Source organism: Mycobacterium sp. URHB0044 (assembly GCF_000620625.1).
Lineage (GTDB): Bacteria > Actinomycetota > Actinomycetes > Mycobacteriales > Mycobacteriaceae > Mycobacterium.
Genome location: NZ_JIAW01000028.1, coordinates 33,856 through 59,332, shown reverse-complemented (window position 1 = coordinate 59,332; position 25,477 = coordinate 33,856). Strand labels below are relative to the sequence as shown.

Below are 25,477 nucleotides of genomic sequence, written 5' to 3'. Positions count from 1 at the left end.
GCCTTTAAGCGGCGAAAGTGGCGTGGCTTACGTTTTCGGTGTTCAATCGAGGCATGGCCACCGTCGGCGATGTCTTTACCCTGATCAGGGCCCGTCGCGACACCACGCGCACGGAGATCGCCCAGCTCACAGGTCTTTCCCGCACCGCGGTCGCCGCACGGATCGCGCTGCTGACGGCGTCGGGTCTCGTCGTCGAACGGGAGCAGGCGCCATCGACCGGTGGCCGTCCCGCGACGCTGTTGTCCTTCGACGCCGACGCGGGCGTGGTGCTGACGGTGGCCGTGGGCATCAGCCGCACCCGGTTGGCGGTATGCAACCTCGCCGGCGAGGTGTTGTCGATGAGCGACATCGATCAGGAGGTCGCCCTCGGACCCGACGATTTGATGCCCGACGTCGTCAAGCGCCTCGACCTGATGCTCGACGAGCACCGCGACGTTCCCGTCTACGGTGTCGGGCTCAGCCTGCCGGGAACCGTGGACCGCAAGCGTGGGTGCAGTAGGGACTCGCCGATCCTGCGCGGTTGGGACGGCGTAGATCTGCGGCCGTACTTCGGTGAGCTGAGCCGACTCTCGGGTGTGCCCGTGGTCCTGGACAACGACGCCAATGCGATCGCCATCGGCGAGCGCGGTCCCGGCCGTGATGACGTGCTGGTGCTGAAGGCCTCGACGGGACTGGGGGCGGGCATCATCGCCGGCGGGGTCCTGCAGCGTGGCGCGGCTCAGGCGGCGGGGGAGTTCGGCCACAACAAGACCGCTGCGGCGCAAGGGATTCCGTGCCGGTGCGGGGACATCGGTTGCCTGGAAGCCATCGCGGGCGGGTGGGCGGTGGTGCACGCGTTGCAGCAACAGGGGCATGCCGTCCGGCACATGCGCGACGTCGTCGAACTCGCCAACGGTGGCGACGCGGAGGCGCGCCGCATGATCCGCGACAGCGGACGCTACGTCGGGGAGGTGGTCGCGGCCGCGGTGAACCTGCTCAACCCCGGTGTCCTCGTCCTGGCGGGCGACCTGGGTGGAGCCTTCGACATCTTCGTCGCGGGGCTGCGGGAGACGTTGTACGGCAACGCCACTGCCCAGGCGACCCGCACCCTGGAAGTGGTGCCCGCGAAGCATGGTGATCGCGCGGCGACCGTCGGCACCGCCATGATGGTGCTCGACGAGGTGCTCGGGCCGCGCGCCGTCGACGCGCTCGCGGTCACACCTTCGCTATGACGTTCTCCGCGAACCGTTCAAGCTTGCGGATCTTGCTGTCCAGTGGCTGCGTGTCGTCGCCCATGACGTAGGGGATCCGGAAACCGACCATGACGTCCGTGACGCCCTTGTCCTCGAGGCGCTTGATACCGTCCGGTGTGTACGCGTCGAGCGACATCACGTGGATTTCGAATGGGCCCGTCCGGCCCTCTTCTTCCCGAAATTTCTTGAGTCGGTTGATGAGTTGGTCGAGCGCTTCCGGATCACCGAGATCCCCACCGCCGTGCATCCAGCCGTCGTTGCGCGCAGCCCGGCGCAGTGCGACATCGGCGTGTCCGCCGACGAGAATCGGCACAGGCTTGGTCGGCGCCGGAGTCATCTTGATCTTGGGGATGTCGTAGAACTCGCCGTGGTACTCGAAGTAGTCACCCGTAGTCAGGCCGCGGATGACGTCGATGCACTCGTCCATCCGCTTGCCGCGCTTGGCGAATGGGACGCCCATGATCTCGTAGTCCTCGGGCCAGGGGCTGGTGCCGACGCCGAGCCCGAGCCGGTTGTCGAACAACGCCGCCAGCGAGCCGGCCTGCTTGGCAACCAGGGCCGGCGGGCGGATCGGCAGCTTGAGCACGAAGATGTTGAAGTGCAGCCGCGTCGTCACGGCGGAGAGCGCCCCGATCAGCGCGAACGTCTCGATCATCGCCTTGCCGTCCAGGAACTCGCGGTTGCCGTCCTCGGTGTACGGATACTTCGCGTCCGACTCGAACGGGTAGGCGATGCTGTCGGCAATGGTCATCGCGTGATAGCCCGCGGCCTCCGCAGCCTTGGCCAACGGGATGTAGTACGACGGATCGGTCATTGACTCCGCATAGGTGAACCGCATGAGACCGATACTAGAACACGTTCTAGTTCGGCGGTACGGAACTCTGCGGCAGGATGGGCCGCGTGCCTAGCGCCTGGTTGACCCGCAACGTCCGCGTGCTCTCGGCCGTGTCGTTCATGCAGGACACCGCCAGTGAGCTGCTCTACCCGCTGCTGCCGATCTACCTGACCGCCGTGCTGGGCGCGCCGCCCGCGGTGGTCGGCGCCATCGAGGGCGCCGCCGAGGGCGCGGCGTCGCTGACCAAGCTGGCGTCCGGGCCGCTCGGCGACCGCTTCGCGCGCCGTCCGCTGATCGCCACCGGGTACGGCATGGCCGCGCTGGGCAAGGTCATGGTCGCGGCCTTCGCGGCCTGGCCCGGTGTGCTCGCCGGCCGCGTGGTGGACCGGCTCGGCAAGGGCATGCGCGGCGCGCCGCGGGACGCCCTGCTCGTCGCCGACGTCGACCCCGCCGCCCGCGGCCGGGTCTTCGGCTTCCACCGCGCCATGGACACCCTGGGCGCCGTGGTGGGACCGCTGCTGGGCCTGGCCGGCTACGAGTTGCTCGATCATCGGATCGCGCCGCTGCTGTGGGTCGCCGTGATCCCTGCGGTGCTCAGCGTCGCGCTGGTGTTCCTGGTCAGGGAACCGCGGCGCATCGTCACGGCGGTGCGGGTCGGGATGTTCTCCCGAGTGCGCGACCTGCCCGGCGGCTACTGGCGGGTGACCGCGATACTGGTGGCCTTCGCCGTCGTCAACTTCCCCGATGCGCTTCTGCTGTTGCGGCTCAACGAGATCGGCTTCTCCGTCGCCGAGGTGATCCTGGCCTACGTCACCTACAACGCGGTGTACGCGCTCGTCAGCTATCCGGCAGGCCTACTCGCCGATCGCATCCCGCGCCCCGCGGTGTTCGGCATCGGGCTGGTGTTCTTCGCGATCGGCTACGGCGGCCTCGGGCTGACCGACGATCCACTCACCGCGTGGCTGCTGATCGGCGCGTACGGCGTGTTCACCGGGTGCACCGACGGCGTCGGCAAGGCGTGGATCTCGTCCATCGTCGGGCCTGACGTACAGTCCAGCGCGCAAGGCGTGTTCCAGGGCGCGACGGGGTTCGCGGTGCTGGCGGCCGGCTTGTGGGCCGGGTTCGCATGGGGCGACGACGGTACGGTTCCGCTGCTCGTCTCGGGAGCCGTGGGCGCGGTATTCGCAGTGGTCCTACTGGCGATGGCGGTTGGCGGTCGTCACGCGAACGGCGGAGCGCCCACCCCGGCCACCGCATAGCCGCCCTGCGGCGTCCGTTCGGCGATGCGGGCCTGCGCGGTGCGGCCATTCACGGTGAGCGACACCGCGGGCTGCTTGAGCACGTCATCGGGAAGCGTCGCGAAAAGCGTTCCGCGCCAGTGGTAGCGGCCGTCGATCGGATCGAGATGCCCGGACAGCCGTGCCCGCGCGGAGTGTTCGACGTCGCCGATCCGCACTACCACGGGGCCGTCGTACACCTCGTCGACGCCGTCGTCGACGACCGGTGCCCCCTCTGCACTGGAAGTCTTTGCGGGCAGGAAGCGGGTCCGCCGCCAGAGCCGGCGCGCGATCGGGCCCATCAGCCCGACGTCGTCGAGGAAGGCGGCCAACGGCGCGAACCCGAGCACCTGAACGTCGCGACGGTGCGGGCTGCGGCGGGCGATGCGGCGGGCCTTGCGCGGGTCGAGACCCACACGACGGTAGGGCACCGGATTGGTGAACAGGTATTGGAAGAACATCCCGCCGAGGCCGTTGATGTTCGCCACCCACATGCGGTTGAGCCACGGCATCTCCGCCACCCGCTTGCGCGCGCCGTCGCGGGCGAATTGAATGTGTCGGGCTTCCTCGGTGACGTGAATCCGCATGAGCCGCTGCACCATCGGCTGCAGGTCCGGGTCGTCCATCATCTTGCGCTGTAGCGAGTCGAAGATCTCCTCGCCGATCAGCGCGGCGACCCAGAGCACGGATCCCTTGAACGCCAACGGCAAACCGTTGATGATCATCCGTTGATACAGCCGCGGCCGTACCGGTTTGGCGCCGACCTTCGCGATGGCCTTGCCGAACATCACCATGTGGCGGGTCTCGTCGCCCATCTCGGTCAACGCGTAGTGCGTCGCGTTCGACGTCGGGTCGGCGTGCATCAGGTCGCGCAACAAAGCCTGGTTGAGGATGTTCTCGAACCAGATTCCTGCCGACAAGGTGTTGACCAGCTCGTGGCGGGACAGTTCGATCTGCTGCTCGCGAGTCATCGCGTCCCACAACGGCGTTCCGTACAGCGACACCGACTTCGGCGGCAGGAAGAACTTGTCGGGATCCAACGGCGCATCCCAGTCGATGTCGACGATGGGGGCGTAGGACAGTTTCGCTGACCCCTTCAGCAGCCGCCCGGCGAACTCTTCCCGCGTGGGCGCGCTCGCTGCGTTGACGGAAACTGTCATCGTTGACGTCCCTTCATGGCCGATACCCAAAGGTATGTACGCGAACCGGATGATGTCAATACCCCCGGTACCGGGTACTTGCGGCGGCGGGACTCGGCGTTTGGTCGGGCATACTCGCCTGCGTGACTCGTCGGATCCACGTCATCGGAATCGGAGCCGGTGACCCGGACTACGTGACCGCGCAGGCGGTCGCCGCGCTCAACGACACGCAGGTGTTCTTCGCGATGGACAAGGGTTCCCACAAGGACGACCTGGTCGCGCTGCGCCGAGAGGTCTGCGACCGGTTCATCCGCGAACCCGGCTACCGGTTCGTCGAGCTGCCCGACCCGCCCCGCGCCAAGGATGGCGACTACCTGCAGGCGGTGGCCGATTGGCACGCCGCCCGCGCCGACGTCTGGGCGCGCGCACTGCACGACGAACTGCCCGACGACGGCGTCGGCGCGTTCCTCGCGTGGGGCGACCCGTCGCTGTACGACAGCACGCTGCGCATCCTCGAGCTCGTCGCGCAGCGCATCGACCTGCACCACGACGTCATCCCCGGCATCACCGCCATTCAGGCCCTCACCGCGCGTCACCGGATCCCGCTCAACGACGTCGGCGAACCCGTGCTGATCACCACCGGACGACGCCTGCGCGCGGAGGGGCTGTCCGGTGCCGCCGTGGTGATGCTCGACGGCGACTGTGCGTTCCTCGCCTGCCCGCCGGAGACCAGGATCTGGTGGGGCGCCTACCTCGGCACGCCGAACGAGTTGTTGGCGGCCGGGACCGTCGGCGAGGTGGGCGAGCGGATCGCCGCAATCCGGGCCGACGCCCGTCAGCGCCACGGCTGGATCATGGACACCTACCTGTTGCGAGCCTGAGTTCGCGGGCCCTTCGGCGTGGCAAGATCACCCGCATGGGGCAGTTTCTCGTTCGTGCCGGGCTGACCGGATTCGCGCTGTGGGTCGTCACCCTCGTCGTCTCCGGCATCGAGTTCGTCGGCGGTGACAACACGCTGCAACGAATTGGAATCATCGTCGTGGTGGCCGTGATCTTCGGCCTGGTCAACGCAATCATCAAGCCGATCGTGCAGATCCTCTCGATCCCGCTCTACATCCTCACGCTCGGCCTGTTTCACATCGTCATCAACGCGTTGATGTTGTGGATCACGTCCTGGATCACCGAGAACACCACGCACTGGGGCCTCTACATCGACGACTTCTGGTGGACGGCGATCTGGGCCGCGATCGTCCTGTCTGTCGTCAGCTGGCTGTTGTCCCTGGTGGTCCGCGACGCCACCAGGTCGCGCGCTTCCTAGTCCGAGTGTCGGGCAAGCGCTTAACCTGGAAAACGTGCCAGAACTGCCCGAGGTCGAAGCGCTCGCCGACCACCTTCGCCGCCACGCCGTCGGCCTGACCGTCGGTCGGGTGGACGTCGCGGCGCTGTCGGTGCTGAAGACGTTCGACCCGCCGATCTCGGCGTTGCACGGCCAGGCCGTCACCGGGGCCAACCGGTGGGCCAAGTACCTCGGCCTGCAATGCGGGGACCTGCACCTCATCACCCACCTGTCGCGGGCCGGCTGGCTGCGCTGGTCCGACCAGTTGTCGCCAGCGCCGCTGCGGCCGGGAGGCAAGAGCCCCATCGCCTTAAGGGTGCATCTCGGAAAGCCCGGTGAGGCACCCCAGCCGAATGTCGCCGCCGGGGCGGCTCCCGGCTTCGATCTCACCGAGGCCGGCACCCAGAAGCGGCTGGCGGTGTGGCTGGTCGACGACCCGATGAAGGTGCCGCAGATCGCTGCCCTCGGCCCGGATGCCCTTTCGCTCGGCCCCGACGACCTTGCGGCGGCGCTCAAGGGCAACAGCGCCAGGATCAAGAACGTGATCACCGACCAGAAGGTGATCGCCGGTATCGGCAACGCCTACAGCGACGAGATCCTGCACGTCGCGAAGCTCTCGCCGTTCGCAACGGCGGGCAAGCTCACCGATGCCCAGCTCGCCGCCCTGCACGACGCGATGATCACGGTGCTCACCGATGCCGTCACGCGGTTGGTCGGGCAGGGCGCGGCCACGCTGAAGGGCGAGAAGCGCTCGGGTCTGCGGGTGCACGCCCGCACCGGGCTGCCGTGCCCGGTGTGCGGCGACACGGTGCGTGAAGTGTCCTTCGCCGACAAGTCGTTCCAGTACTGCCCGACGTGCCAGACGGGCGGCAAGGTGCTGGCCGACCGGCGAATGTCCAAGCTGCTCAAGTGATGTGACGCCCGCGAAGCCCGTTGGTCCAGGGACTCCCTCTTGCGTCCCATGCACGTTTTCGACACCACGGTCGTGGACAAGGCCGGTCGTGGCCCGACGAACCACCATGGTGTGGAAAACGCGCATAGGGACGCGAACGCCACATGCGCCTGCAGCGCTAGCCGCAGTACGAGTGGGTGGCGAACGTGAGCGCCTGGTCGTAGAGCGGGTCGAGCCGGCGGTCGGCCACGACGGCGGTGCGGGCGTCGGTCACGGCCTGCGTGCATCCGGGGCCGCGCAGCACGTCCCAGTGCTCCGCCATCTCGTCGACGATGGAGCGGTTGAAACCATCGATGGCCGTGCGTGATTCGGACAGGTCAGGGGCGGTCGTCGGTGCGGCGGCGGGATCCAGCTTCCACTGGCCGAAGCGGGTGTACTCGATGCCCTCGGTGGCGTGGATCTGGTCGCCGAACGCCGCACGGACGAACGCCTCGTCGATGCCGTGCCTCGTAGCGTCGGCGCCGACCGCGTCCAGCACCTGCTTGACGCGCGCCGCGTCCTCGATGGATCCGCCGTCGACCCACTTGAACGCCGCGACGGGGTCCGCGGTCTGCAGTCGCTGTGCGGCCGCGTCGACCAGCCCGTACAGCGGGCTGGGGTCGTCGGCCTGTGCGGCGGGCGCCACACCGATCAGACCACTGAGCACGATTCCGACCAGGAGTAGTACGCGACGCCTCACGGTGAACCATCATCACCCAACTGGTTAGTCTGTCCAGGTGACTCGCCAGAAGATCCTGATCACCGGGGCCAGCTCGGGCCTCGGCGCGGGCATGGCCCGCCAGTTTGCCGCCAAGGGCCGTGACCTAGCGCTCTGCGCGCGTCGCACCGACAACCTCGAGGAGTTGAAGGCCGAGCTGACCGGCCGGCATCCGAACATCACCGTCGCGATCGCCGCGCTCGACGTCAACGACCACGAGGCCGTGCCCAAGGTGTTCGGCGAGCTGAGCGAGGAACTGGGCGGCATCGACTGCATCATCGTCAACGCCGGCATCGGCAAGGGCTACCCGCTGGGCGGCGGCAAGCCATGGGCCAACAAGGCCACCATCGAGACCAACCTCGTGTCCGCGCTGGTGCAGATCGAGACCGCGCTGGAGATGTTCAAGAAGACGGGTGCGGGCCACCTCGTCCTGGTCTCGTCGGTGCTTGGCAACAAGGGCGTGCCCGGCACCAAGGCCGCCTACGCCGCCAGCAAGGCCGGCGTCACGTCGCTTGGCGAGTCGTTGCGCGCAGAGTATCCGTCGGGTCCGATCAAGATCACGGTGCTCGAGCCCGGCTACATCGAGTCGGAGATGACGGCCAAGTCGGGCACCACGATGCTGATGGTCGACAACGAGACCGGCGTCAAGGCGATGGTCGACGCCATCGAGAAGGAGAAGGGCCGCGCCGTCGTCCCGGCCTGGCCGTGGTGGCCGCTGGTCGAGCTCATCAAGGTGCTGCCGCCTCGGTTCACCAAGCGCTTCGCCTAAGCAGTCCCACCCTGCGATTCGCGAGCGTTTTCGTTCGCTGCGCGACGGTTTCCGCACCCAAGTCACGGGTCGTGCGATCTTTTCGGTTGCGTTAAGTCTGCTGGCTTTCGAGCCTCGGGTCTTGCGCATTGGCGCATGCGGCCATAGCTTTAGCCTCAGTAAGCGATCCGTTAAGTGCGTCTTAACGAAATGAGGCACGTGTTTTCCGAACCCACGATCGCCGTAACCGACATCGACCGAGCGGCTCGCGCCACACTCGGCAGTCGGCTGCGGGAGGCCCGCGAACGCCTCCGGCTGTCGACGCGCGATGTCGCCGCCCGGGCGGGGGTCAGTGCGGGCTTCATCAGCCAGCTGGAGAACGGCAAGTGCGGAGTGTCCGTCGGCGCGCTGAAGCGCATCTCCGCGGCCGTGAGCATTTCGGTCGCCGACCTGCTCGCCGACGAAGCACCCGTCTCGCGTCCCGTGCTTCGAGCGCACGAGCGGCCCATCTTCTCCAGTGACAGCGGACTGCAGAAGCTACTGCTTTCGCGGCCGCCGATCCACCAGCTCGAAGTCTACGAAGGCTCGTTCGACGTTGGCGGCTCGACCGGCCCCGAGGCGTATGCCCACGACAACGCGCAGGAGCTGTTCTACGTGCTCACCGGCCACATCGAAATCTCCATCGCCTCCGAGACGTTCATCCTCGGACCCCGCGACAGCGTCGAATACCTCTCGTCGATACCCCACCGGGCCGTCAACATCGGTGCGACCCCGGCCCAGGCCATGTGGATCACGTCCCACTTCACTCCGCCGGTCGACACGAACCCGCTCAATGCATCTGCCGCACACCAGATTAAGGATTGACACCATGGCTACTCGCGACCGCCTGCTGATCACCGGGGGCCACGTCTTCACACCTGCCGGCATCGTCGAAGAGCCCGTTCTCGTCGAAAACGGCATCATCACCGCGATCGGTGCGGATGCGCTCACCGCCCCCGACGCCGTCGAGATCGACGCGGCGGGCGGCCTTGTCTCCCCGGGCTTTCAAGACAGTCACATCCACCCGTATCACGCCGGCCTCGACATGATCGCCTGCGACCTGACCCCGTACGGCACCGCGGACGGCTACCTCACTCGCATCGCCGAATACGCCGCGGCCAATCCCGAGCTGCCCTGGATCACCGGTGGGGGATGGTCGATGGACTCGTTCCCTGGCGGGTTGCCGACGGCGGCGGCGCTCGACGCCATCGTGTCCGACCGGCCGGCGTTCTTCCCCAACCGCGACGGTCACGGCGCCTGGGTCAACACCAAGGCCCTGCAGATCGGCAGCATCGACGATGGGACGCCCGACCCGTTCGACGGTCGCATCGAACGCGACGCCGACGGCCACGCGATCGGGACGTTGCAGGAAGGCGCCATGGACCTTGTCGCACAACATATCCCGCAGCCGAGCCAGGACGACATGGACGAGGCGCTGAAGATCGCTCAGCGGCAATTGTTCGCCTGGGGGGTCACCGCGTGGCAGGACGCCATCGTCGGCGCCACCAACGGCACCCCCGACCCGCTCGACTCGTACTTGCGTGGCGTGGCGTCCGGTGTGCTGAAGGCCCACGTCGTCGGGGCGCTGTGGTGGGACCGCAACCGAGGTCTCGAGCAGATTCCCGAACTCGTCGAGAAGCGCGAACGCGCGTTGGCCGCCGGATTCGCGGCGACCACCGTAAAGATCATGCAGGACGGCGTCGCCGAGAACTTCACGGCCGGGATGCTCGAGCCCTACCTGGATGCGTGCGGCTGTCCGGGCGAGAACATGGGCAAGAGCTTCGTCGACCCGACGACGCTCATCGAGATCTCCACGCAACTCGATGCATTGGGCTTCCAGCTGCACTTCCACGCCCTCGGCGACCGGGCCGTGCGCGAGTCGCTCGACGCGATCGAGGCGGCCCGCAAGGCCAACGGCGACAAGGATCTTCGGCATACGCTGGCACACATCCAGGTGGTGCACCCCGACGACGTCGCCCGGTTCGCCGAACTAGGCGTGGTCGCCAACATGCAGCCGCTCTGGGCCAGACACGAGCCGCAGATGGACGTCCTGACGATCCCGTTCCTCGGCACCCGCAGAGCCGCTTGGCAGTATCCGTTCGGGTCGCTGCAGCGGGCGGGAGCGCCGTTGGCCTCGGGCAGTGACTGGCCGGTGAGCACGGCGAATCCCCTGGAGATCATCCACACCAGCGTCAACCGGGCCCCCGCAGGTGTGACGGGTCCGGCCGCAATGCCCTTCCTCGGCGAGCAGGCACTCTCCCTTGCCGACGCACTGATAGCGCACAGCCTGGGCACGGCCTACCTCAACCACGACGAGCAGCGTTCGGGAACCATCGAAGTCGGAAAGGCCGGCGACATCGTCATTCTCGACCGCGACATCTTCGCCGCGCCGGTGGCCGAGATCGGTTCGGCCACCGTCGCCTACACGATCATCGGCGGCGAAATCGTCTACGACGCCTCCGCGACGCTGGTATCGGTATGAGCATCACCGATCTGCCCTCCGAAGTGACCGCGCCTCCCGACTCCGTGGCCGGCTCCGTCGAACTGCGCTCCCTCAGCAAGGTTTACGGGTCCGCCGTTGCCGTGGACAACGTCACTCTGCACGTTCGGGCCGGCGAGTTCCTCAGCCTGCTGGGGCCGAGCGGGTGCGGCAAGACGACGACATTGCGGATGATCGGCGGCTTCGAATTCCCCGATGACGGCTCCATCCAGATCTCGGGTCGCAACGTCGAGAACCTGCCGCCGCACAAACGCCCGGTGAACACCGTGTTCCAGGCCTACGCACTGTTCCCGCACATGAAGGTCGCCGACAACGTCGCCTACGGTCTGCGCCGCTCGGGCGTGCCGAAGGCGGAGATGGCCGGCCGGGTGAGCCGCGCTCTCGACATGGTGAGAATGACTGCGTTCGCCTCCCGGAAACCGGCGCAGCTCTCGGGCGGCCAGCAGCAACGCATCGCGCTGGCAAGGGCTTTGGTGAACCGCCCCGCCGTTCTGCTGCTGGACGAGCCGATGAGCGCTTTGGACCGAAAGTTGCGGGAGGAGATGCAGGTCGAGCTGAAGCTGCTGCAGCACGAACTCGGCACCACGTTCATCTTCGTCACGCACGATCAGGAGGAAGCGCTGTCGATGAGCGACCGCGTCGCGGTCATGAAGGACGGACGGATCGAGCAGATCGGTACGGCCTCAAGCGTTTACGACGAGCCGGAGTCGGCCTTCGTGGCCGGGTTCATCGGCAGGCAGAACTCCTTCTCCGGCACGATCACATCCTTCGATCGCGCGGGGGTGAGTGTGCAGACCGCCGGCCTCTCCCTCCATTCGTCACGGCCCACGAAGGGCAGCGTGCCTGCCGCGGCCGGCGCCGAGGTCACTGCGGCGATCAGGCCTGAGTCGGTCGTGGTCACGACCGCACCGGCCGGTGCGGCCTCGGACACGTTGGTCAACTCCGTCACCGGCACGCTGCTCGGGGTGTCAGAACTCGGTCACAGCCTGCAATTGGTCATCCACACTCCGAGCGACGACCAGATTCTGGCCCGTCTGCCCCGCGCCGCCAACCCGCCCACCGAACTCGGATCACCCGTGACGTGTTCGTGGTCGGCGGACGCCGTACGGATCTTCACGTCGTAACCGCTCGCTGTTGTCCATCGTCCCGTCGACCCGAACTGGAAGTCACGCCATGAATCAGCAGAAGAACATCCGTGCTCTCGTTCCCGAGGCAATGCGGAACTCGCTCAGCCGCAGAACCTTTCTGGGTGGCACCGCAGCGCTCGGGGTCGGCGCCTTCCTCGCCGCCTGCTCGAATTCGTCGGGCGGTGGTGGTGGCGCGTCGTCCGGCGGCCTCAACATCTACACCTGGGGCGAGTACGACGACCCTGCCGTGCTGACGGACTTCACCTCGGCCAAGGGCCCGAAGATCACCCTCGACTCGTACGGCTCCAACCCCGAGATGATCGCCAAACTCAGTGCGGCCAAGGGCACGACAGGCTACGACATCTGCGTGCCCACCCACTCGAACATTCAACAGATGGCGACCGCCGGGCTGCTCACCGAGCTCGATCACTCGAAGCTGCCGAACATGAGCAACCTCACGGCCAAAGTGGTCGATACCCCGTTCGACCCCGGCAACAAGTACAGCGTGTGCAAGGACTGGGGCTCGACGGGCTACGTCTACGACACCACCATCATCAAGCGCGAACTGAAGTCTTGGGTGGACTTCCTCGACGCCGCGCAGAAGGAGGCGTCGGGAAGCCTTTCGCTCCTCGAAGACCAGAGCGAGGTCGCGTTCACCTATTTCTATGCCAACGGAATCGACGAGAACACAACCGATCCCGCCCACATCGCGGCCTACCGCTCCTTCATCATCGACAAGATCGCTCCGCACGTGCAGGCCTTCGAGTCGTCCACCAACGCATCGATCTCCTCCTCCGCCCGCGCGCTGATCCACTGCTGGAACGGTGACGCCCGGCTCGGCATCCTCGCGAACGCCGAGCCCGACAGGTACAAGTGGGTCTGGCCGTCGGAGGGGGCCAACCTGTGGCAGGACAACTGGGCCATCGTCAAGGGCGCACCACACGAAGACGCCGCGTACGAATTCATCAACTACGTGCTCGACCCCGTCGTCTCCCTCAAGGAGCTCCTCTACATCGGCTACAACACCGGGATCAAGGGAATCGAGGATGCGGCCAAGAAGGCCGACATCAAACGGCCCGACTTGGTCTTCATCAGCGACGACATCATGAAGAAGCTGGTCTACAGCCAAATGACGTCGGCTGAGGGCACGATCATCGGCATCTACGACGAGCTCAAGGCCGCGGCGGGCAAGTGACCGTCGTGGAGGGACGGGCGGAGCAGGCGGCGCTGGCCGACGTGCCGCCCGCGCGGCGGCTGCGTCTGCCGGGAGGACTCGGAGCCCTGCCGATCAGCGTCTGGATGCTGCTGTTCTTCATCCTGCCGTTCGGCCTGGTGGTCTGGTACAGCTTCGGTTACAAGCCTGACCTCTACACCACCCACGCCAACGACATCCTGTCGTTCGACCGCTACGGCCAAGCTGCGTCGCCCGCATTCTTCGCGATCTTCGTTCGGACGCTCAAGATCGCCGTCGTGGGAACGTTGCTGTGCCTGGTGATTGCGTTTCCGATGGCCTATTGGATGGCGGTCAAGCTGGCCTCCAAGTGGCGCGGCGTCGTGCTGGCCCTCGTCCTCATCCCGTACTGGACCAACTTCCTGGTTCGCACCATCGGATGGCAAATCTCGCTCAGCCCAGAGGGTTTCGTGTCGAAGACCCTGCGATGGGCGAATCTGACGGACGGGCCCCTACACGTCTTGTACACCTCGGCTGCGGTCCAGCTCGGCGTGGTCTACAACTATCTGCCACTGATGATCCTCCCGCTGTACGTGGCACTGGAGCGTCTCGACCCGAAACTGCTGGAGGCCAGCCGCGACCTCGGCGGAACGGCCTGGGACACACTGTGGCGCATCACCGTTCCGTTGGCTGCGCCGGGGGTGACCGCCGGACTGCTGCTGGTCTTCGTTCCGTTGATGGGCGACTACATCACCCCAACAGTGCTGGGCGGGGCGAGCGGCAGCATGGTCGGCCAGATGGTGGCCGCCCAGTTCCAGAGCGCCCAGAACTGGGCACTCGGCGCGGCGATGGCCGTCCTGCTCATGCTGGCCATCTTCGGCACGAGTGTCGTGGTCGGCGGCGTTCTCAAGGTGGTCGGTGGCATCGCCACTGCTGCAACATCTTTGAAACTGCCGCTGAAGGAGACCTCGTGACCGACCGGCGCAGGATCCGTCCCGCCGACGCCTTCCTGAACATCTGGGGCGTACTCGGGCTGCTGTTCCTCTTCTTCCCGATCGTCGTCATCGTGGTGTTCTCGTTCAACAACGGGCGCACCCTGCAGACCTTCGAGGGGTTCGGGCTGCAGCCGTACGTCGCGGCCCTGACCAATCCGGCGATCACCAACGCGATCACCGTCTCGTTGATCACCGCCTCCGGGACCGCGGTCGTCGCCACGCTGCTCGGCACCTTCGCAGGCATCGCACTGACCCGTCGGCCCGGCTGGTGGGGGCCAGGGCTGTTGGTCCTTCTTGGCCTGGTGATGGTGACCCCCGAGATCGTCAGCGCAATCTCGCTGTTGCCCTGGTTCGTCACGCTCGGTGTCGACTGGGGGCTCGCAGGCTTCAACATCGGTCAGGTGCGCCTCATCATCGCCAACTCGCTCTTCGCGAGCGCGGTCGTCACCTTCATCGTGCGGGCCAGGATGACCGGGATGAACGAATTCCTCGAAGAGGCCGCCGCCGATCTGTACGCACCGCCGTTGCGACGGTTCACCGACATCACGCTGCCGCTCATCCGTCCCGCCGTCATTTCGGGTGCGCTGCTTGCCTTCACGCTCAGCCTCGACAATACGGTGGTCTCGTCGTTCGTCTCGGTCGCCGGGTCGACGCCCTGGCCGGTGTACATCTTCGCGTCGCTGAAGGCGTCGCTGCGGCCGGACATCGCGGCGATGTCCACCCTGATGCTGGTGCTCACCTTGATCGTGCTCGGCATTGCCGCCCTGATCCTCCGGCGGGATCCGGCGGGTTCTGGTGGTGGCGCCGCCGGGCTGACGAGTGCGATGGTGGGCCGATGAGCGCCGCACTGACGAACGGCAAGGTTTCCTTCTGGTGGAACAGCATTGGGCCGGAACCAGCGCGGCCGGCCCTGCCCGGTTCCACGCAGGCCGACGTCTGCATCATCGGTGCCGGCTACACAGGCCTCTGGACGGCCTACTACCTCAAGAAGGCGGCGCCCCAGTTGCGGATCGTCGTGCTGGAGCAACGCTTCGCGGGGTTCGGCGCGTCGGGTCGCAATGGCGGCTGGCTCACCAACGAGATCACCGGTGGCCGCGGCTCCTACCTGAAGTCGCACGGCCGAGAAGCGGTGGGGCGCCTGCAGACCGCGATGAACGAGACCGTCGACGAGGTCATCCGAGTCACCCGCGCCGAGAACATCGACTGCGACGTGATCAAGGGCGGCGAGTTCACCGTTGCCACGAACGCCGCTCAGCAAGCCCGGCTGCTCGACGCCGTCGCCGAGGCGGGCGAGTGGTCGATGACGGACGTCGAACTTCTCAGCGCCGCAGAGGCCACGGCTCGCATCAACGTGCGCGGAACGACCGGAGCGATGTGGCACCCGCACTGCGCACGTCTGCACCCCGCGAAGCTCGCCAGAGGTCTCGCCAGGGTCGTCGAATCGCTGGGCGTCGAGATCTACGAGCACACCAGGGTCGACGAGATCCGTCCGCACGAGGCGAGGACGGCCGCCGGCACGGTGACGGCCGACGTGATCGTCAGGGCCACTGAGGGATTCACCGCCAGGATCAACGGCCTGCGGCGCACGTGGCTGCCGATGAACTCCTCGCTGATCGTCACCGAACCGCTGCCCGCCGAAACCTGGGCCGACATCGGGTGGAACGGCTACGAGACGCTCGGCGATCAGGCCCACGCCTACATGTACGCGCAGCGCACGGCCGACGACCGCATCGCGATCGGTGGCAGAGGCGTTCCGTACCGCTATGGCTCGGGCACCGACGTCGACGGCGCCACCGACCCCAAGACCGTCGGCCTCCTGCGCGAAATCTTGACCCGGTTCTTTCCCTCGACGGCTGACGCGGCAGTGGAGCACGTCTGGTCCGGCGTGCTCGGGGTGCCGCGTGACTGGTCGGCGACGGTGGGACTCGATCCCTCGACGGGGCTCGGCTGGGCGGGCGGTTACGTGGGAACGGGCGTTACGTCGACCAACCTCGCCGGACGCACCCTGCGCGACCTCATCCTGAAGTCGCCGTCGGCGCTCACGGAGCTACCGTGGGTGAACCACCAGGTGCGCAAGTGGGAGCCGGAACCGTTGCGGTACATCGCCGTACAGGCCCTCTACGCGGCCTACTACGCCGCCGACCGCGCGGAGTTGCGCGGCCGCCGCGGTACGTCGCCGATCGCGACGGTGGCCGACCTCGTCTCGGGCCGCGGCCACTGAGTCGCTAGGCCGACCGGCCCCGCTCGGTGCGGTAGCGGCGCACCAGGGCGTCGGTCGAGCTGTCGGACTGCTCGGCGGGGGAGTCGTCGTTGATGATCACCGGCAACAGCGCCTTCGCCTGAGTCTTGCCCAGCTCCACGCCCCACTGGTCGAACGAGTCGATGCCCCAGATGACGCCCTCGGTGAACACCTGGTGCTCGTAGAGGGCGATCAGCTGGCCCACCACCGACGGTGTCAGCTTGGTCGCGAGAATCGAAGTGGTTGGCCGGTTTCCGGGCATCACCTTGTGCGGCACGACGTCGGCGGGCGTGCCCTCCGCGGCGATCTCCTTGGCGGTCTTGCCGAACGCCAGCACCTGGGTCTGGGCGAAGAAGTTGCTCATCAGCAGGTCGTGCATGCTGCCCGTGCCGTCGGCGGTGGGCAGGTCGTCGGTGGGCTGGCTGAACCCGATGAAGTCGGCAGGAATCAGCCGGGTGCCCTGGTGCAGCAGCTGATAGAACGCGTGCTGGCCGTTGGTTCCCGGTTCGCCCCAATAGATTTCGCCGGTGTCGGCGGTAACGGGGGTCCCGTCGGTGCGCACCGACTTACCGTTGGACTCCATCGTCAGCTGCTGCAGGTAGGCCGCGAAGCGGGCCATGTCGTTGGAGTAGGGCAGCACCGCCCGCGCCTGCGCGTCGAAGAAGTTGTTGTACCAAAGCCCGATCAGGCCAAGCAGCACAGGCGCATTCGCCTCCAGCGGCGTGGTCCTGAAGTGCTCGTCGACGATGTGGAAGCCGGCCAGGAATTCCGCGAACCGCTCCTTGCCGATCACCGCCATCACCGAAAGGCCGATCGCCGAGTCCACCGAGTACCGGCCGCCGACCCAGTCCCAGAACCCGAACATGTTGTCGGTGTTGATGCCGAAGTCGTCGACCAGTCGCTTGTTGGTCGAGACCGCCACGAAGTGCTTGGATACGGCGGCGTCACCGAGTGCGTCGGTGAGCCAGCGCCGGGCGGCGGTCGCGTTGGTGAGCGTCTCCAGTGTGGAGAACGTCTTCGACGCGACGATGAAAAGCGTTGTGGCCGGCTCGATGTCGGCCAGCTTCGCGACGAGGTCGGCTGGGTCGACGTTGGAGACGAACCGCGCCGAGATGCCCGCGTCGGCGTAGTGCCGCAGCGCCTGGTCCACCATCACCGGGCCCAGGTCGGAACCGCCGATGCCGATGTTGACGACGGTCTTGATGCGCTCACCCGTCGCGCCCGTCCACTCACCGCTGCGCAGCCGGTCGGTGAAGGCGCCCATCGAGTCGAGGACTTCGTGCACGTCGGCGACGACGTCCTGCCCGTCGACCGTCAGCTCCGCGCCCTTCGGCAGCCGCAGCGCCGTGTGCAGCACGGCGCGGTCCTCCGAGGTGTTGATGTGCTCACCGGCGAACATGGCATCGCGGCGACCTTCGAGGTCAGCCGCCTTCGCCAGGTCGACGAGCAGCCGCAGCGTGTCGCGCGTGACCCGGTGCTTGCTGTAGTCGATGTAGAGATCGCCGACGCTCAGCGTCAGCTCGCGGCCGCGTTCGGGGTCCTCGTCGAACAGCTCGCGGATGTGTTTCGCACCGATTTCGTCGTGATGCCGGACCAACGCGTTCCAAGCAGGGGTGGAGGTGATGTCGGGAATCTGAGTGGACTGGGCGGTCATTCTTCGACCCTAGTGCGGAGCGTCTTTCGAAGGTGTAAATGATGGAGGTATGGACACCGACAAGCTGTTGTCATCCGTTCCCACCGGCCTGTGGATCGGCGGTGAGGAGCGTGCTGGTTCGTCGACCTTCGACGTGCTCAATCCCGCGACCGACGAAGTGCTGATCTCCGTTGCCGATGCCACGCCCGAGGACGGCCTCGTCGCCCTCAACGCCGCATCGGCGGTGCAGGCCGAGTGGGCCGCCACCCCGGCGCGTGAACGCGGCGAGATCCTGCGTTCTGTCTTCGAGACCATCACCGCCCGGGCCGAGGACATCGCCGCGCTGATGACGTTGGAGATGGGCAAGGTGATCGCCGAGAGCCGCGGCGAGGTGAAGTACGGCGCCGAGTTCTTCCGCTGGTTCGCCGAGGAGGCCGTGCGCATCGGCGGTCGCTACACGCCCAGCCCGGCAGGCCACGGCCGCATCGTCGTGACCAAGCAGGCCGTCGGCCCGTGCTACGCGATCACGCCGTGGAACTTCCCGCTTGCCATGGGAACCCGCAAGATGGGCCCGGCGTTCGCCGCAGGCTGCACGATGATCGTCAAGCCCGCGCAGGAGACCCCGCTGACCATGCTGTTGCTGGCCAAACTGATGGACGAGGCGGGGCTGCCGAAGGGCGTGCTGTCGGTGTTGCCGACGTCGAAGCCCGGTGACGTCACCACCGCGTTGATCGACGACGGACGGCTGCGCAAGCTCACGTTCACCGGATCGACCGGCGTGGGCAAGGCGTTGGCGAAGCAGAGCTCCGACAAGCTGCTGCGGCTGTCGCTGGAGTTGGGCGGCAACGCTCCGTTCATCGTGTTCGACGACGCCGATGTGGACGCGGCGGTCGAGGGGGCGCTGCTGGCCAAGATGCGCAACGGCGGCGAGGCCTGCACGGCCGCCAACCGGTTCCACGTCGCCAACGCGGTGCGCGAGGAGTTCACCGAGAAGCTGGTGAAGCGGATGAGCGAGTTCACCCTTGGCGACGGGCTCGATTCGTCGTCCACGCTGGGGCCGCTGATCAACGCCAAGCAGGTGGGCACCGTCGAGGACCTGGTGTCCGACGCCGTGGCGCGCGGGGCGACGGTCGCCGTGGGCGGGGTGGCCCCGGGAGGGCCGGGCAACTTCTACCCCGCCACCGTGCTGGCCGACGTGCCGCGCGACGCCCGCATCCTCAAGGAGGAGGTGTTCGGGCCCGTCGCGCCGATCGCCGGCTTCGACACCGAGGAAGAGGGCATCCGCGCGGCCAACGACACCGAGTACGGGCTGGCCAGCTACATCTACACCCAGTCGCTGGACCGCGCGCTGCGGGTTGCCGAGGCCATCGAGTCGGGCATGGTCGGCGTGAACCGCGGTGTGATCTCCGATGCGGCTGCGCCGTTCGGTGGCATCAAGCAGTCGGGCTTCGGCCGCGAAGGCGGCTCCGAGGGCATCGAGGAGTATCTCGACACGAAGTACATCGCCCTGACCAACTAGGCGCTGACCAACTAACCCCTTCAGCGCCGAGACTGCTGGGAGATCGCGTTGCGTCGCGAAATCGCGATCTCACAGCAGCTTCGGCGCAGAGGGGGGATTAGTGCCCGAGCCGGCCGCGGCCCAGGCGCAGCAGCAGCATCGCCAGGTCCTTGCCCTCGGGACCGAGCACGCTGTAGCGCTCGATGACCTTCATCTCGCGGCTGTGCACCAGGCGGGTTCCGCCGCTGGCCATCCGGACCTTGCCGATCGCCCGCGACACCTCGGTGCGGCGCTTCACGGCGGCGAGGATTTCGGCGTCGAGCCGATCGATTTCCTGGCGCGCCTCGTCGATGTCGAGATCTTCGGCGTCCAGTGATGCTGGAGAAGACATTGGTGACTCCTGATTCTCATCGCTTGTGTGACTGTGTGGCGTTTCTGGTCTCATCCGGATTCGGGCCTCACACAAGAGACGAGCCCCGGATCCGGAAGCGGACCGCGGGGCTCTAGGAAGCAGCTAGACCACGGGCACCGCAGGCCGGTACCCGTAAAAAAATCGTCCCTGCTGATGGAGCACGAGATCGAGTGTGCCACCAAGGGCCGCGTCGGCGCAAAGTGTCCCTGGCCAGCGGTAGGTTTAGGACGATATGTCGATCGCCACCGAAACTGACCAACTCCTCGAGGGGCTCAACCCGCAACAGCGCCTCGCGGTGCTGCACGAGGGCACCCCGCTGCTGATCGTGGCAGGCGCGGGCTCCGGCAAGACCGCGGTGCTGACCCGCCGCATCGCCTACCTGCTGGCCGCGCGTGACGTCGGCGTCGGGCAGGTGCTGGCCATCACGTTCACCAACAAGGCCGCCGCGGAGATGCGCGAGCGGGTGGTCCAGCTGATCGGTCCCCGGGCAAGGTCCATGTGGGTGTCGACGTTCCACAGCACCTGCGTGCGCATCCTGCGCAACCAGGCGTCGCTGCTGCCGGGCCTGAACTCCAACTTCTCGATCTACGACGCCGACGACTCGCGGCGCCTGCTGATGATGATCGCCAAGGACATGGGCCTCGACACCAAGCGGTACTCGCCGCGGCTGCTGTCCAACGGCATCTCCAACCTGAAGAACGAGCTCATCGGTCCGCAGCAGGCGGCCGCCGAGGCGTCGGAGGTGGGCGAGGAGCTGCCGCGCATCATCGCCGAGGCGTTCGGCGAGTATCAGCGCAGGCTGCGGGCGGCCAACGCGTTGGACTTCGACGACCTGATCGGCGAGACGGTGGCCGTGCTGCAGGCGTTTCCGCAGATCGCCCAGTACTACCGTCGGCGCTTCCGGCACATCCTGGTCGACGAGTACCAGGACACCAACCACGCGCAGTACGTCCTGGTGCGTGAGTTGGCGGGCCACTCGGCGCGTGAGGGCCAGGAGGATCGCGACGCCGTGCCGCCGGCCGAACTGTGCGTCGTCGGCGACGCCGACCAGTCCATCTACGCGTTCCGCGGCGCCACGATCCGCAACATCGAGGACTTCGAACGGGACTACCCGAACGCCACCACGATCCTGCTGGAACAGAACTACCGCTCGACGCAGAACATCCTGTCGGCGGCCAATGCCGTCATCTCCCGCAACGCCGGTCGCCGCGACAAGAAGCTGTGGACCGACGCCGGAGAGGGCGAGCTCATCGTCGGCTACGTCGCCGACAACGAGCACGACGAGGCCCGCTTCGTCGCCCAGGAGATCGACGCGCTGGCTGACCGGGGCGACATCACCTACAACGACGTCGCGGTGTTCTACCGGACCAACAACTCGTCGCGCGCGCTGGAAGAGGTCTTCATCCGCGCAGGCATCCCGTACAAAGTCGTTGGCGGCGTTCGGTTCTACGAGCGCAGGGAGATCCGCGACATCGTCGCCTACCTGCGCGTGCTGGACAACCCCGGCGACGCGGTGAGCATGCGCCGCATCCTCAACACGCCGCGGCGCGGCATCGGCGACAGGGCCGAGGCGTGCGTCGCCGTCCACGCCGAGAACACCGGCGGTAGCTTCAACGACGCCCTGCAAGCCGCCGCGGCGGGCAAGGTGCCGATGCTGAACACCCGCTCGGAGAAGGCGATCGCCGCATTCGTGGAGATGCTCGATCAGCTGCGCGGCAAGTTGGGCGACGAGCTCGGCGACCTGGTCGAAGCGGTTTTGGACCGCACCGGCTACCGCCGTGAACTCGAATCATCCAGCGATCCACAGGATCTCGCGCGCCTCGACAACCTCAACGAATTGGTCAGCGTCGCACACGAATTCAGCATCGATCTGGCCAATGCCGCTGCGCTGCGCGAAGAGTCGGGCGAGCAGCTGGACGAGGACATCCCCGACACGGGTGTGCTCGCGCAGTTCCTGGAGCGGGTGTCACTGGTGGCCGACGCCGACGAGCTGCCCGAGCACGGCGCGGGCGTCGTCACCATGATGACCTTGCACACCGCCAAGGGCCTGGAGTTCCCCGTCGTCTTCGTCACCGGCTGGGAGGACGGCATGTTCCCGCACATGCGGGCGCTGGGCGATCCGACCGAACTGTCCGAGGAACGGCGGCTGGCCTACGTCGGCATCACCCGGGCGCGGCACCGGCTCTACCTGAGCCGCGCGAAGGTGCGGTCGTCGTGGGGTCAGCCCATGCTCAACCCGGAATCGCGGTTCCTTCGGGAGATTCCGCAGGAGCTCATCGACTGGCGCCGGGTTGAAGCGCCGTCGTTCAGCGCACCGGTGAGTGGCGCGGGACGGTTCGGTCCCGCCCGGCCGGCGCCAACGCGAGGCGCTGCGGGCAAGCGCCCGATGATCACGCTCGAACCGGGCGATCGCGTCACGCACGACAAGTACGGCCTGGGTCGGGTCGAGGAGGTGTCCGGCATGGGGGAGTCGGCGATGTCGCTCATCGACTTCGGCAGCGCTGGACGGGTCAAGCTCATGCACAACCACGCGCCGATTCAGAAGCTCTAACGGGTCCAGCGTCCCGTCGCCGGCAGCAGTGCCAGCAGGACGCTGGCGACGGGCAGGACCGGAATGCCGTAGACGATCGGCGGCAGTTTGGCACCCGCGACGAACAGGCCGGCGAAGATCATCAACGCCACGACCGAACCGACCACGATGAGCAGCCGCCCGATCCGGCGGCGCAGCAGCAGCACGATCAAACCGGCGATCGTGGCACCCGCCGATACCGCGGTGAGGAAACCGATTGCGACGCAGAACAATGCGTCGGTTCGCCACCACCCTGCGATCAACGACGTGGCGATGACGGCGGTGGCCCAGCCGCTGACGATGCTGACCGTCGCGGTGATTGACGCCGCTGTGGGGCTGGGACGCGGCCGGCCGGCCGGTCCGACCGCCACGGGCGTGGGACGCGGGATATACCCCGTCTGAGACTCGTCAGGGTGCGCTACGGGCGGCTGGACGCGTGGGAACGAACCCGTGGGGTGACGGCGAATGATGCTCGTCTGCGGGTCCGAGTCGTCGGGCTGACGCCGGATGATGTTGGTTCGGTCGGGAGGTCCGCCGGATGTCACCAAGCCAGCCTAGCCAGCCCGGCTGAGGCGGTCAGCCGACGTAGCCGCCCGGCGTCAGACCACGCTGGGCCAGCCACGGCACGGGGTCGACGCGGTTGGTGCCGCCGAGCAGAACTTCGAAGTGCAGGTGCGGGCCCGTCGAGTTGCCCCGGTTGCCGATGGTGGCGATCTGATCGCCGGCCATCACGCGCTGCCCGACGCTGACGAGCCAGGTGTTGACGTGGCCGTAGAGCGTGACGGTGCCGTCGGAGTGGCGCAGCTTGACCCAGGCGCCGTAGCCGGCGGTGGGGCCCGCGTCGATCACCACGCCGTCGGAGGCGGCCAGGATCGGCGTGCCGATCGAGTTCGCGATGTCGATGCCGCCGTGCAGCACGCCCCAGCGGTAGCCGAAGCCCGACGTCCACACGCCCTTGGTGGGCATCACGAACAGCGGCCGGGCCAGCCGGGCTTCGCGTTCGGCGCGCTCCTGCGCGAACGCCGCGGCCTTCTGGATCTCCTCGGTGTGCACCGAGGCGCTGGCGGCGGCGGGGGCGACCGTGACTATCTGCATGCCGTCGGTTGAGCCTGTGATGACGGCGCCGTCGACGAACGCGGACTCTCCGGCCGCGAGCATCGTGCTTTCCTGCTCGGGGCCCGAGCTGTTCACCACCGAGTAGGCGGCCGCGGCCGTTGCGCCTGCAGCCATCGCGGCGGCGACCAGGCGAGCCTTGACGGCGCCGTTGTCGGGCTTGCGGTGCGCGCCCCGGCGGCCGGTCATGTCGATGATGTCGGTGGCCGCCATGCCGTCGCTCACGTCGGTGTGGCTGGCGCGGTACGCATGGGCGGGCTGCCGGCCCTCACCGACGGGCGGCTGGAATCGTGACGGGACGGCGAGCCGCAGCGGCACCAAATCGTCGGTGTCGTGGAGGTCGTCGAGCTCGGGCGCGCGCATCACGCGGAATTCGCGGTCGAAGGCGGAGCTGTTGCAAAAGTCCAGGTCACCGAGATCACCGAACTCGTTGAACGGGATGATGTCGGTGGTCTCGCAGGCGATTCTGGTGGGTTGGCCGGTCGACGATCCTCCAAGTGGAGTTCGGGTCGAACCTTGCTCTGCCAACCGAAAAGTCCTTGTCGTCGTGACCTTAACGTTATCTAGACCGTAGGCACGTTAACCAAAATCCAATGTTGGTGGCAACCCGAGAGTTGATTCCGGCCAAGATTGTGATTTCAATCACTACAGCGCCCCGGTGAGATGTGCCACATGAGCGGTAGGCGATGCCGACGTGTCCGGTCGGTGTGGATAAAGTTCGCACGAGCCTCTCAGGTCGAATACTCGTAAATCAACTCAAACGTCAACGCAGACAGACAGTGAGCCAATGGATCTCTTCGAATACCAGGCGAAGGAGCTGTTCGCCAAGCACAACGTGCCCACCACGCCCGGCCGCGTCACCGACACCGCCGAGGACGCCAAGGCCATCGCCGAGGAGATCGGCAAGCCCGTGATGGTGAAGGCACAGGTGAAGGTCGGCGGACGCGGCAAGGCGGGCGGCGTGAAGTACGCGGCCACCCCCGACGACGCCTTCACGCACGCGCAGAACATCCTCGGGCTCGACATCAAGGGTCACGTCGTCAAGAAGCTGCTCGTTGCCGAGGCCAGCGACATCGCCGAGGAGTACTACATCTCCTTCCTGCTCGATCGCTCCAACCGCACCTACCTGGCGATGTGCTCGGTCGAGGGCGGCATGGAGATCGAAGAGGTCGCCGCGACCAAGCCCGAGCGCCTGGCGAAGGTGCCCGTCGACGCCGTCAAGGGTGTCGACCTGGCGTTCGCCCGCTCGATCGCCGAGCAGGGCCATCTGCCCGCCGAGGTGCTCGACGCCGCGGCCGTGACCATCCAGAAGCTCTGGGAGGTCTTCGTCGGTGAGGACGCCACCCTCGTCGAGGTGAACCCGCTGGTGCGGACCCCCGACGATCAGATCCTCGCGCTGGACGGCAAGGTCACGCTCGACGCCAATGCCGACTTCCGTCAGCCCGGCCACGAGGAGTTCGAGGACAAGGACGCCACGGACCCGCTCGAGCTGAAGGCCAAGGAGAACGACCTCAACTACGTCAAGCTCGATGGTTCGGTGGGCATCATCGGAAACGGTGCCGGCCTGGTGATGTCGACGCTGGACGTCGTCGCCTACGCGGGTGAGAAGCACGGCGGCGTGAAGCCCGCCAACTTCCTCGACATCGGCGGCGGCGCCTCGGCCGAGGTGATGGCCGCGGGCCTCGACGTCATCCTGGGCGACAGTCAGGTCAAGAGCGTGTTCGTGAACGTCTTCGGCGGCATCACCGCATGCGACGCGGTGGCCAACGGCATCGTCCAGGCGCTGAAGATCCTCGGCGACGAGGCCAACAAGCCGCTCGTCGTTCGCCTCGACGGCAACAACGTCGAAGAGGGCCGCCGCATCCTGGCCGAGGCCAACCACCCGCTGGTGATCCAGGCCGACACGATGGACTCCGGTGCCGACAAGGCCGCCGAGCTGGCGAACGCCTGAGAGGACGAGAACAA

General features: G+C 67.0%; 23 protein-coding genes and 1 pseudogene. 17 read left to right on the top strand and 7 right to left on the bottom strand.

The features are described from left to right. Positions 1 to 53: 53 nt before the first annotated feature. Positions 54 to 1,211 carry an ROK family transcriptional regulator gene (locus N536_RS0133675; RefSeq protein WP_029117638.1) on the top strand — a complete coding sequence of 386 codons (1,158 nt, stop codon included), beginning with the start codon at positions 54 to 56 and terminating at the stop codon, positions 1,209 to 1,211. Here the strand turns inward: N536_RS0133675 and N536_RS0133670 are convergent. Then, positions 1,195 to 2,070 (bottom strand): LLM class flavin-dependent oxidoreductase, encoded by an 876-nt coding sequence (locus tag N536_RS0133670; RefSeq protein ID WP_029117637.1) that lies wholly within the window; start codon positions 2,068 to 2,070, stop codon positions 1,195 to 1,197. The two genes, N536_RS0133675 and N536_RS0133670, sit on opposite strands and share 17 nt — an antisense overlap. Before the next feature lie 53 nt (positions 2,071 to 2,123). Between N536_RS0133670 and N536_RS0133665 the strand changes: the two genes are divergently transcribed. Continuing rightward, a complete protein-coding gene (locus N536_RS0133665) occupies positions 2,124 to 3,326 on the top strand; it encodes an MFS transporter (RefSeq protein WP_029117636.1) in 1,203 nt (400 codons plus the stop codon). On the opposite strand, the gene N536_RS0133660 is transcribed toward N536_RS0133665, so the two are convergent. Further along, a complete protein-coding gene (locus N536_RS0133660; protein ID WP_029117635.1) occupies positions 3,287 to 4,504 on the bottom strand; it encodes a diiron oxygenase in 1,218 nt (405 codons plus the stop codon). The genes N536_RS0133665 and N536_RS0133660 overlap by 40 nt on opposite strands. Positions 4,505 to 4,626: 122 nt before the next feature. Between N536_RS0133660 and cobF the strand changes: the two genes are divergently transcribed. From cobF to N536_RS43215, 4 genes and pseudogenes are all read left to right on the top strand, one after another. Continuing rightward, positions 4,627 to 5,364 carry a precorrin-6A synthase (deacetylating) gene (gene cobF, locus N536_RS0133655; protein ID WP_029117634.1) on the top strand — a complete coding sequence of 246 codons (738 nt, stop codon included), beginning with the start codon at positions 4,627 to 4,629 and terminating at the stop codon, positions 5,362 to 5,364. 35 nt (positions 5,365 to 5,399) lie between these two features. Beyond that, complete coding sequence (locus N536_RS0133650) at positions 5,400 to 5,801, top strand: phage holin family protein (RefSeq protein WP_029117633.1); 402 nt, start codon at positions 5,400 to 5,402, stop codon at positions 5,799 to 5,801. Between the two features lie 34 nt (positions 5,802 to 5,835). Then, a pseudogene (locus N536_RS43220) lies at positions 5,836 to 6,081 on the top strand (DNA-formamidopyrimidine glycosylase family protein); the annotation flags it as partial. A gap of 177 nt (positions 6,082 to 6,258) precedes the next feature. Further along, positions 6,259 to 6,732 carry a zinc finger domain-containing protein gene (locus N536_RS43215; protein WP_231514715.1) on the top strand — a complete coding sequence of 158 codons (474 nt, stop codon included), beginning with the start codon at positions 6,259 to 6,261 and terminating at the stop codon, positions 6,730 to 6,732. 157 nt (positions 6,733 to 6,889) lie between these two features. Here N536_RS43215 and N536_RS0133640 read toward each other — a convergent pair whose 3' ends face one another. Beyond that, positions 6,890 to 7,450 (bottom strand): chorismate mutase, encoded by a 561-nt coding sequence (locus tag N536_RS0133640; protein ID WP_029117631.1) that lies wholly within the window; start codon positions 7,448 to 7,450, stop codon positions 6,890 to 6,892. 37 nt (positions 7,451 to 7,487) lie between these two features. Between N536_RS0133640 and N536_RS0133635 the strand changes: the two genes are divergently transcribed. The 8 genes from N536_RS0133635 (at position 7,488) to N536_RS0133600 (ending at position 16,269) form a co-directional block, all read left to right on the top strand. Continuing rightward, entirely contained in the window at positions 7,488 to 8,237 is a 750-nt protein-coding gene (locus tag N536_RS0133635) for an SDR family oxidoreductase (protein ID WP_029117630.1), read from the top strand. Positions 8,238 to 8,435: 198 nt separating this feature from the next. Continuing rightward, positions 8,436 to 9,080 carry a helix-turn-helix domain-containing protein gene (locus tag N536_RS40260; RefSeq protein ID WP_197040293.1) on the top strand — a complete coding sequence of 215 codons (645 nt, stop codon included), beginning with the start codon at positions 8,436 to 8,438 and terminating at the stop codon, positions 9,078 to 9,080. Positions 9,081 to 9,084: 4 nt separating this feature from the next. Further along, on the top strand, positions 9,085 to 10,737 hold the full coding sequence (locus tag N536_RS0133625; RefSeq protein ID WP_029117629.1) for an amidohydrolase: 1,653 nt from the start codon (positions 9,085 to 9,087) through the stop codon (positions 10,735 to 10,737). Beyond that, positions 10,734 to 11,879 (top strand): ABC transporter ATP-binding protein, encoded by a 1,146-nt coding sequence (locus N536_RS0133620; RefSeq protein ID WP_029117628.1) that lies wholly within the window; start codon positions 10,734 to 10,736, stop codon positions 11,877 to 11,879. Before N536_RS0133625 ends, N536_RS0133620 begins: the two co-directional genes overlap by 4 nt. 49 nt (positions 11,880 to 11,928) lie before the next feature. Beyond that, positions 11,929 to 13,077 carry a PotD/PotF family extracellular solute-binding protein gene (locus N536_RS0133615; RefSeq protein WP_029117627.1) on the top strand — a complete coding sequence of 383 codons (1,149 nt, stop codon included), beginning with the start codon at positions 11,929 to 11,931 and terminating at the stop codon, positions 13,075 to 13,077. Continuing rightward, entirely contained in the window at positions 13,074 to 14,027 is a 954-nt protein-coding gene (locus tag N536_RS42450; protein ID WP_231514710.1) for an ABC transporter permease, read from the top strand. Before N536_RS0133615 ends, N536_RS42450 begins: the two co-directional genes overlap by 4 nt. After that, a complete protein-coding gene (locus N536_RS42445; RefSeq protein ID WP_036438538.1) occupies positions 14,024 to 14,887 on the top strand; it encodes an ABC transporter permease in 864 nt (287 codons plus the stop codon). The genes N536_RS42450 and N536_RS42445 overlap by 4 nt, the downstream gene beginning before the upstream one ends. Beyond that, on the top strand, positions 14,884 to 16,269 hold the full coding sequence (locus N536_RS0133600; protein ID WP_197040292.1) for an FAD-binding oxidoreductase: 1,386 nt from the start codon (positions 14,884 to 14,886) through the stop codon (positions 16,267 to 16,269). The genes N536_RS42445 and N536_RS0133600 overlap by 4 nt, the downstream gene beginning before the upstream one ends. Positions 16,270 to 16,273: 4 nt before the next feature. On the opposite strand, the gene pgi is transcribed toward N536_RS0133600, so the two are convergent. Continuing rightward, complete coding sequence (gene pgi, locus N536_RS0133595; RefSeq protein WP_029117623.1) at positions 16,274 to 17,941, bottom strand: glucose-6-phosphate isomerase; 1,668 nt, start codon at positions 17,939 to 17,941, stop codon at positions 16,274 to 16,276. Between the two features lie 49 nt (positions 17,942 to 17,990). Here pgi and N536_RS0133590 point away from each other — a divergent pair, with 49 nt between their 5' ends. Continuing rightward, a complete protein-coding gene (locus N536_RS0133590; RefSeq protein WP_029117622.1) occupies positions 17,991 to 19,439 on the top strand; it encodes an NAD-dependent succinate-semialdehyde dehydrogenase in 1,449 nt (482 codons plus the stop codon). 97 nt (positions 19,440 to 19,536) lie between these two features. Here N536_RS0133590 and N536_RS0133585 read toward each other — a convergent pair whose 3' ends face one another. Beyond that, positions 19,537 to 19,863: a chorismate mutase gene (locus N536_RS0133585; RefSeq protein WP_036438534.1), complete on the bottom strand. Its 327-nt coding sequence runs from the start codon at positions 19,861 to 19,863 to the stop codon at positions 19,537 to 19,539. A gap of 199 nt (positions 19,864 to 20,062) precedes the next feature. Here N536_RS0133585 and pcrA point away from each other — a divergent pair, with 199 nt between their 5' ends. Then, positions 20,063 to 22,381, top strand: coding sequence for a DNA helicase PcrA (gene pcrA / locus N536_RS0133580; protein WP_029117620.1), 2,319 nt, complete (start codon positions 20,063 to 20,065; stop codon positions 22,379 to 22,381). On the opposite strand, the gene N536_RS0133575 is transcribed toward pcrA, so the two are convergent. Both N536_RS0133575 and N536_RS0133570 read right to left on the bottom strand, forming a co-directional pair. Continuing rightward, positions 22,378 to 22,944 (bottom strand): hypothetical protein, encoded by a 567-nt coding sequence (locus N536_RS0133575; RefSeq protein ID WP_051574958.1) that lies wholly within the window; start codon positions 22,942 to 22,944, stop codon positions 22,378 to 22,380. The two genes, pcrA and N536_RS0133575, sit on opposite strands and share 4 nt — an antisense overlap. Before the next feature lie 31 nt (positions 22,945 to 22,975). Then, positions 22,976 to 23,977, bottom strand: coding sequence for a M23 family metallopeptidase (locus N536_RS0133570; protein ID WP_036438565.1), 1,002 nt, complete (start codon positions 23,975 to 23,977; stop codon positions 22,976 to 22,978). Between the two features lie 322 nt (positions 23,978 to 24,299). On the opposite strand from N536_RS0133570, the gene sucC reads away from it, so the two are divergent. Continuing rightward, a complete protein-coding gene (gene sucC, locus N536_RS0133565; RefSeq protein ID WP_029117617.1) occupies positions 24,300 to 25,463 on the top strand; it encodes an ADP-forming succinate--CoA ligase subunit beta in 1,164 nt (387 codons plus the stop codon). Positions 25,464 to 25,477 lie beyond the last annotated feature (14 nt).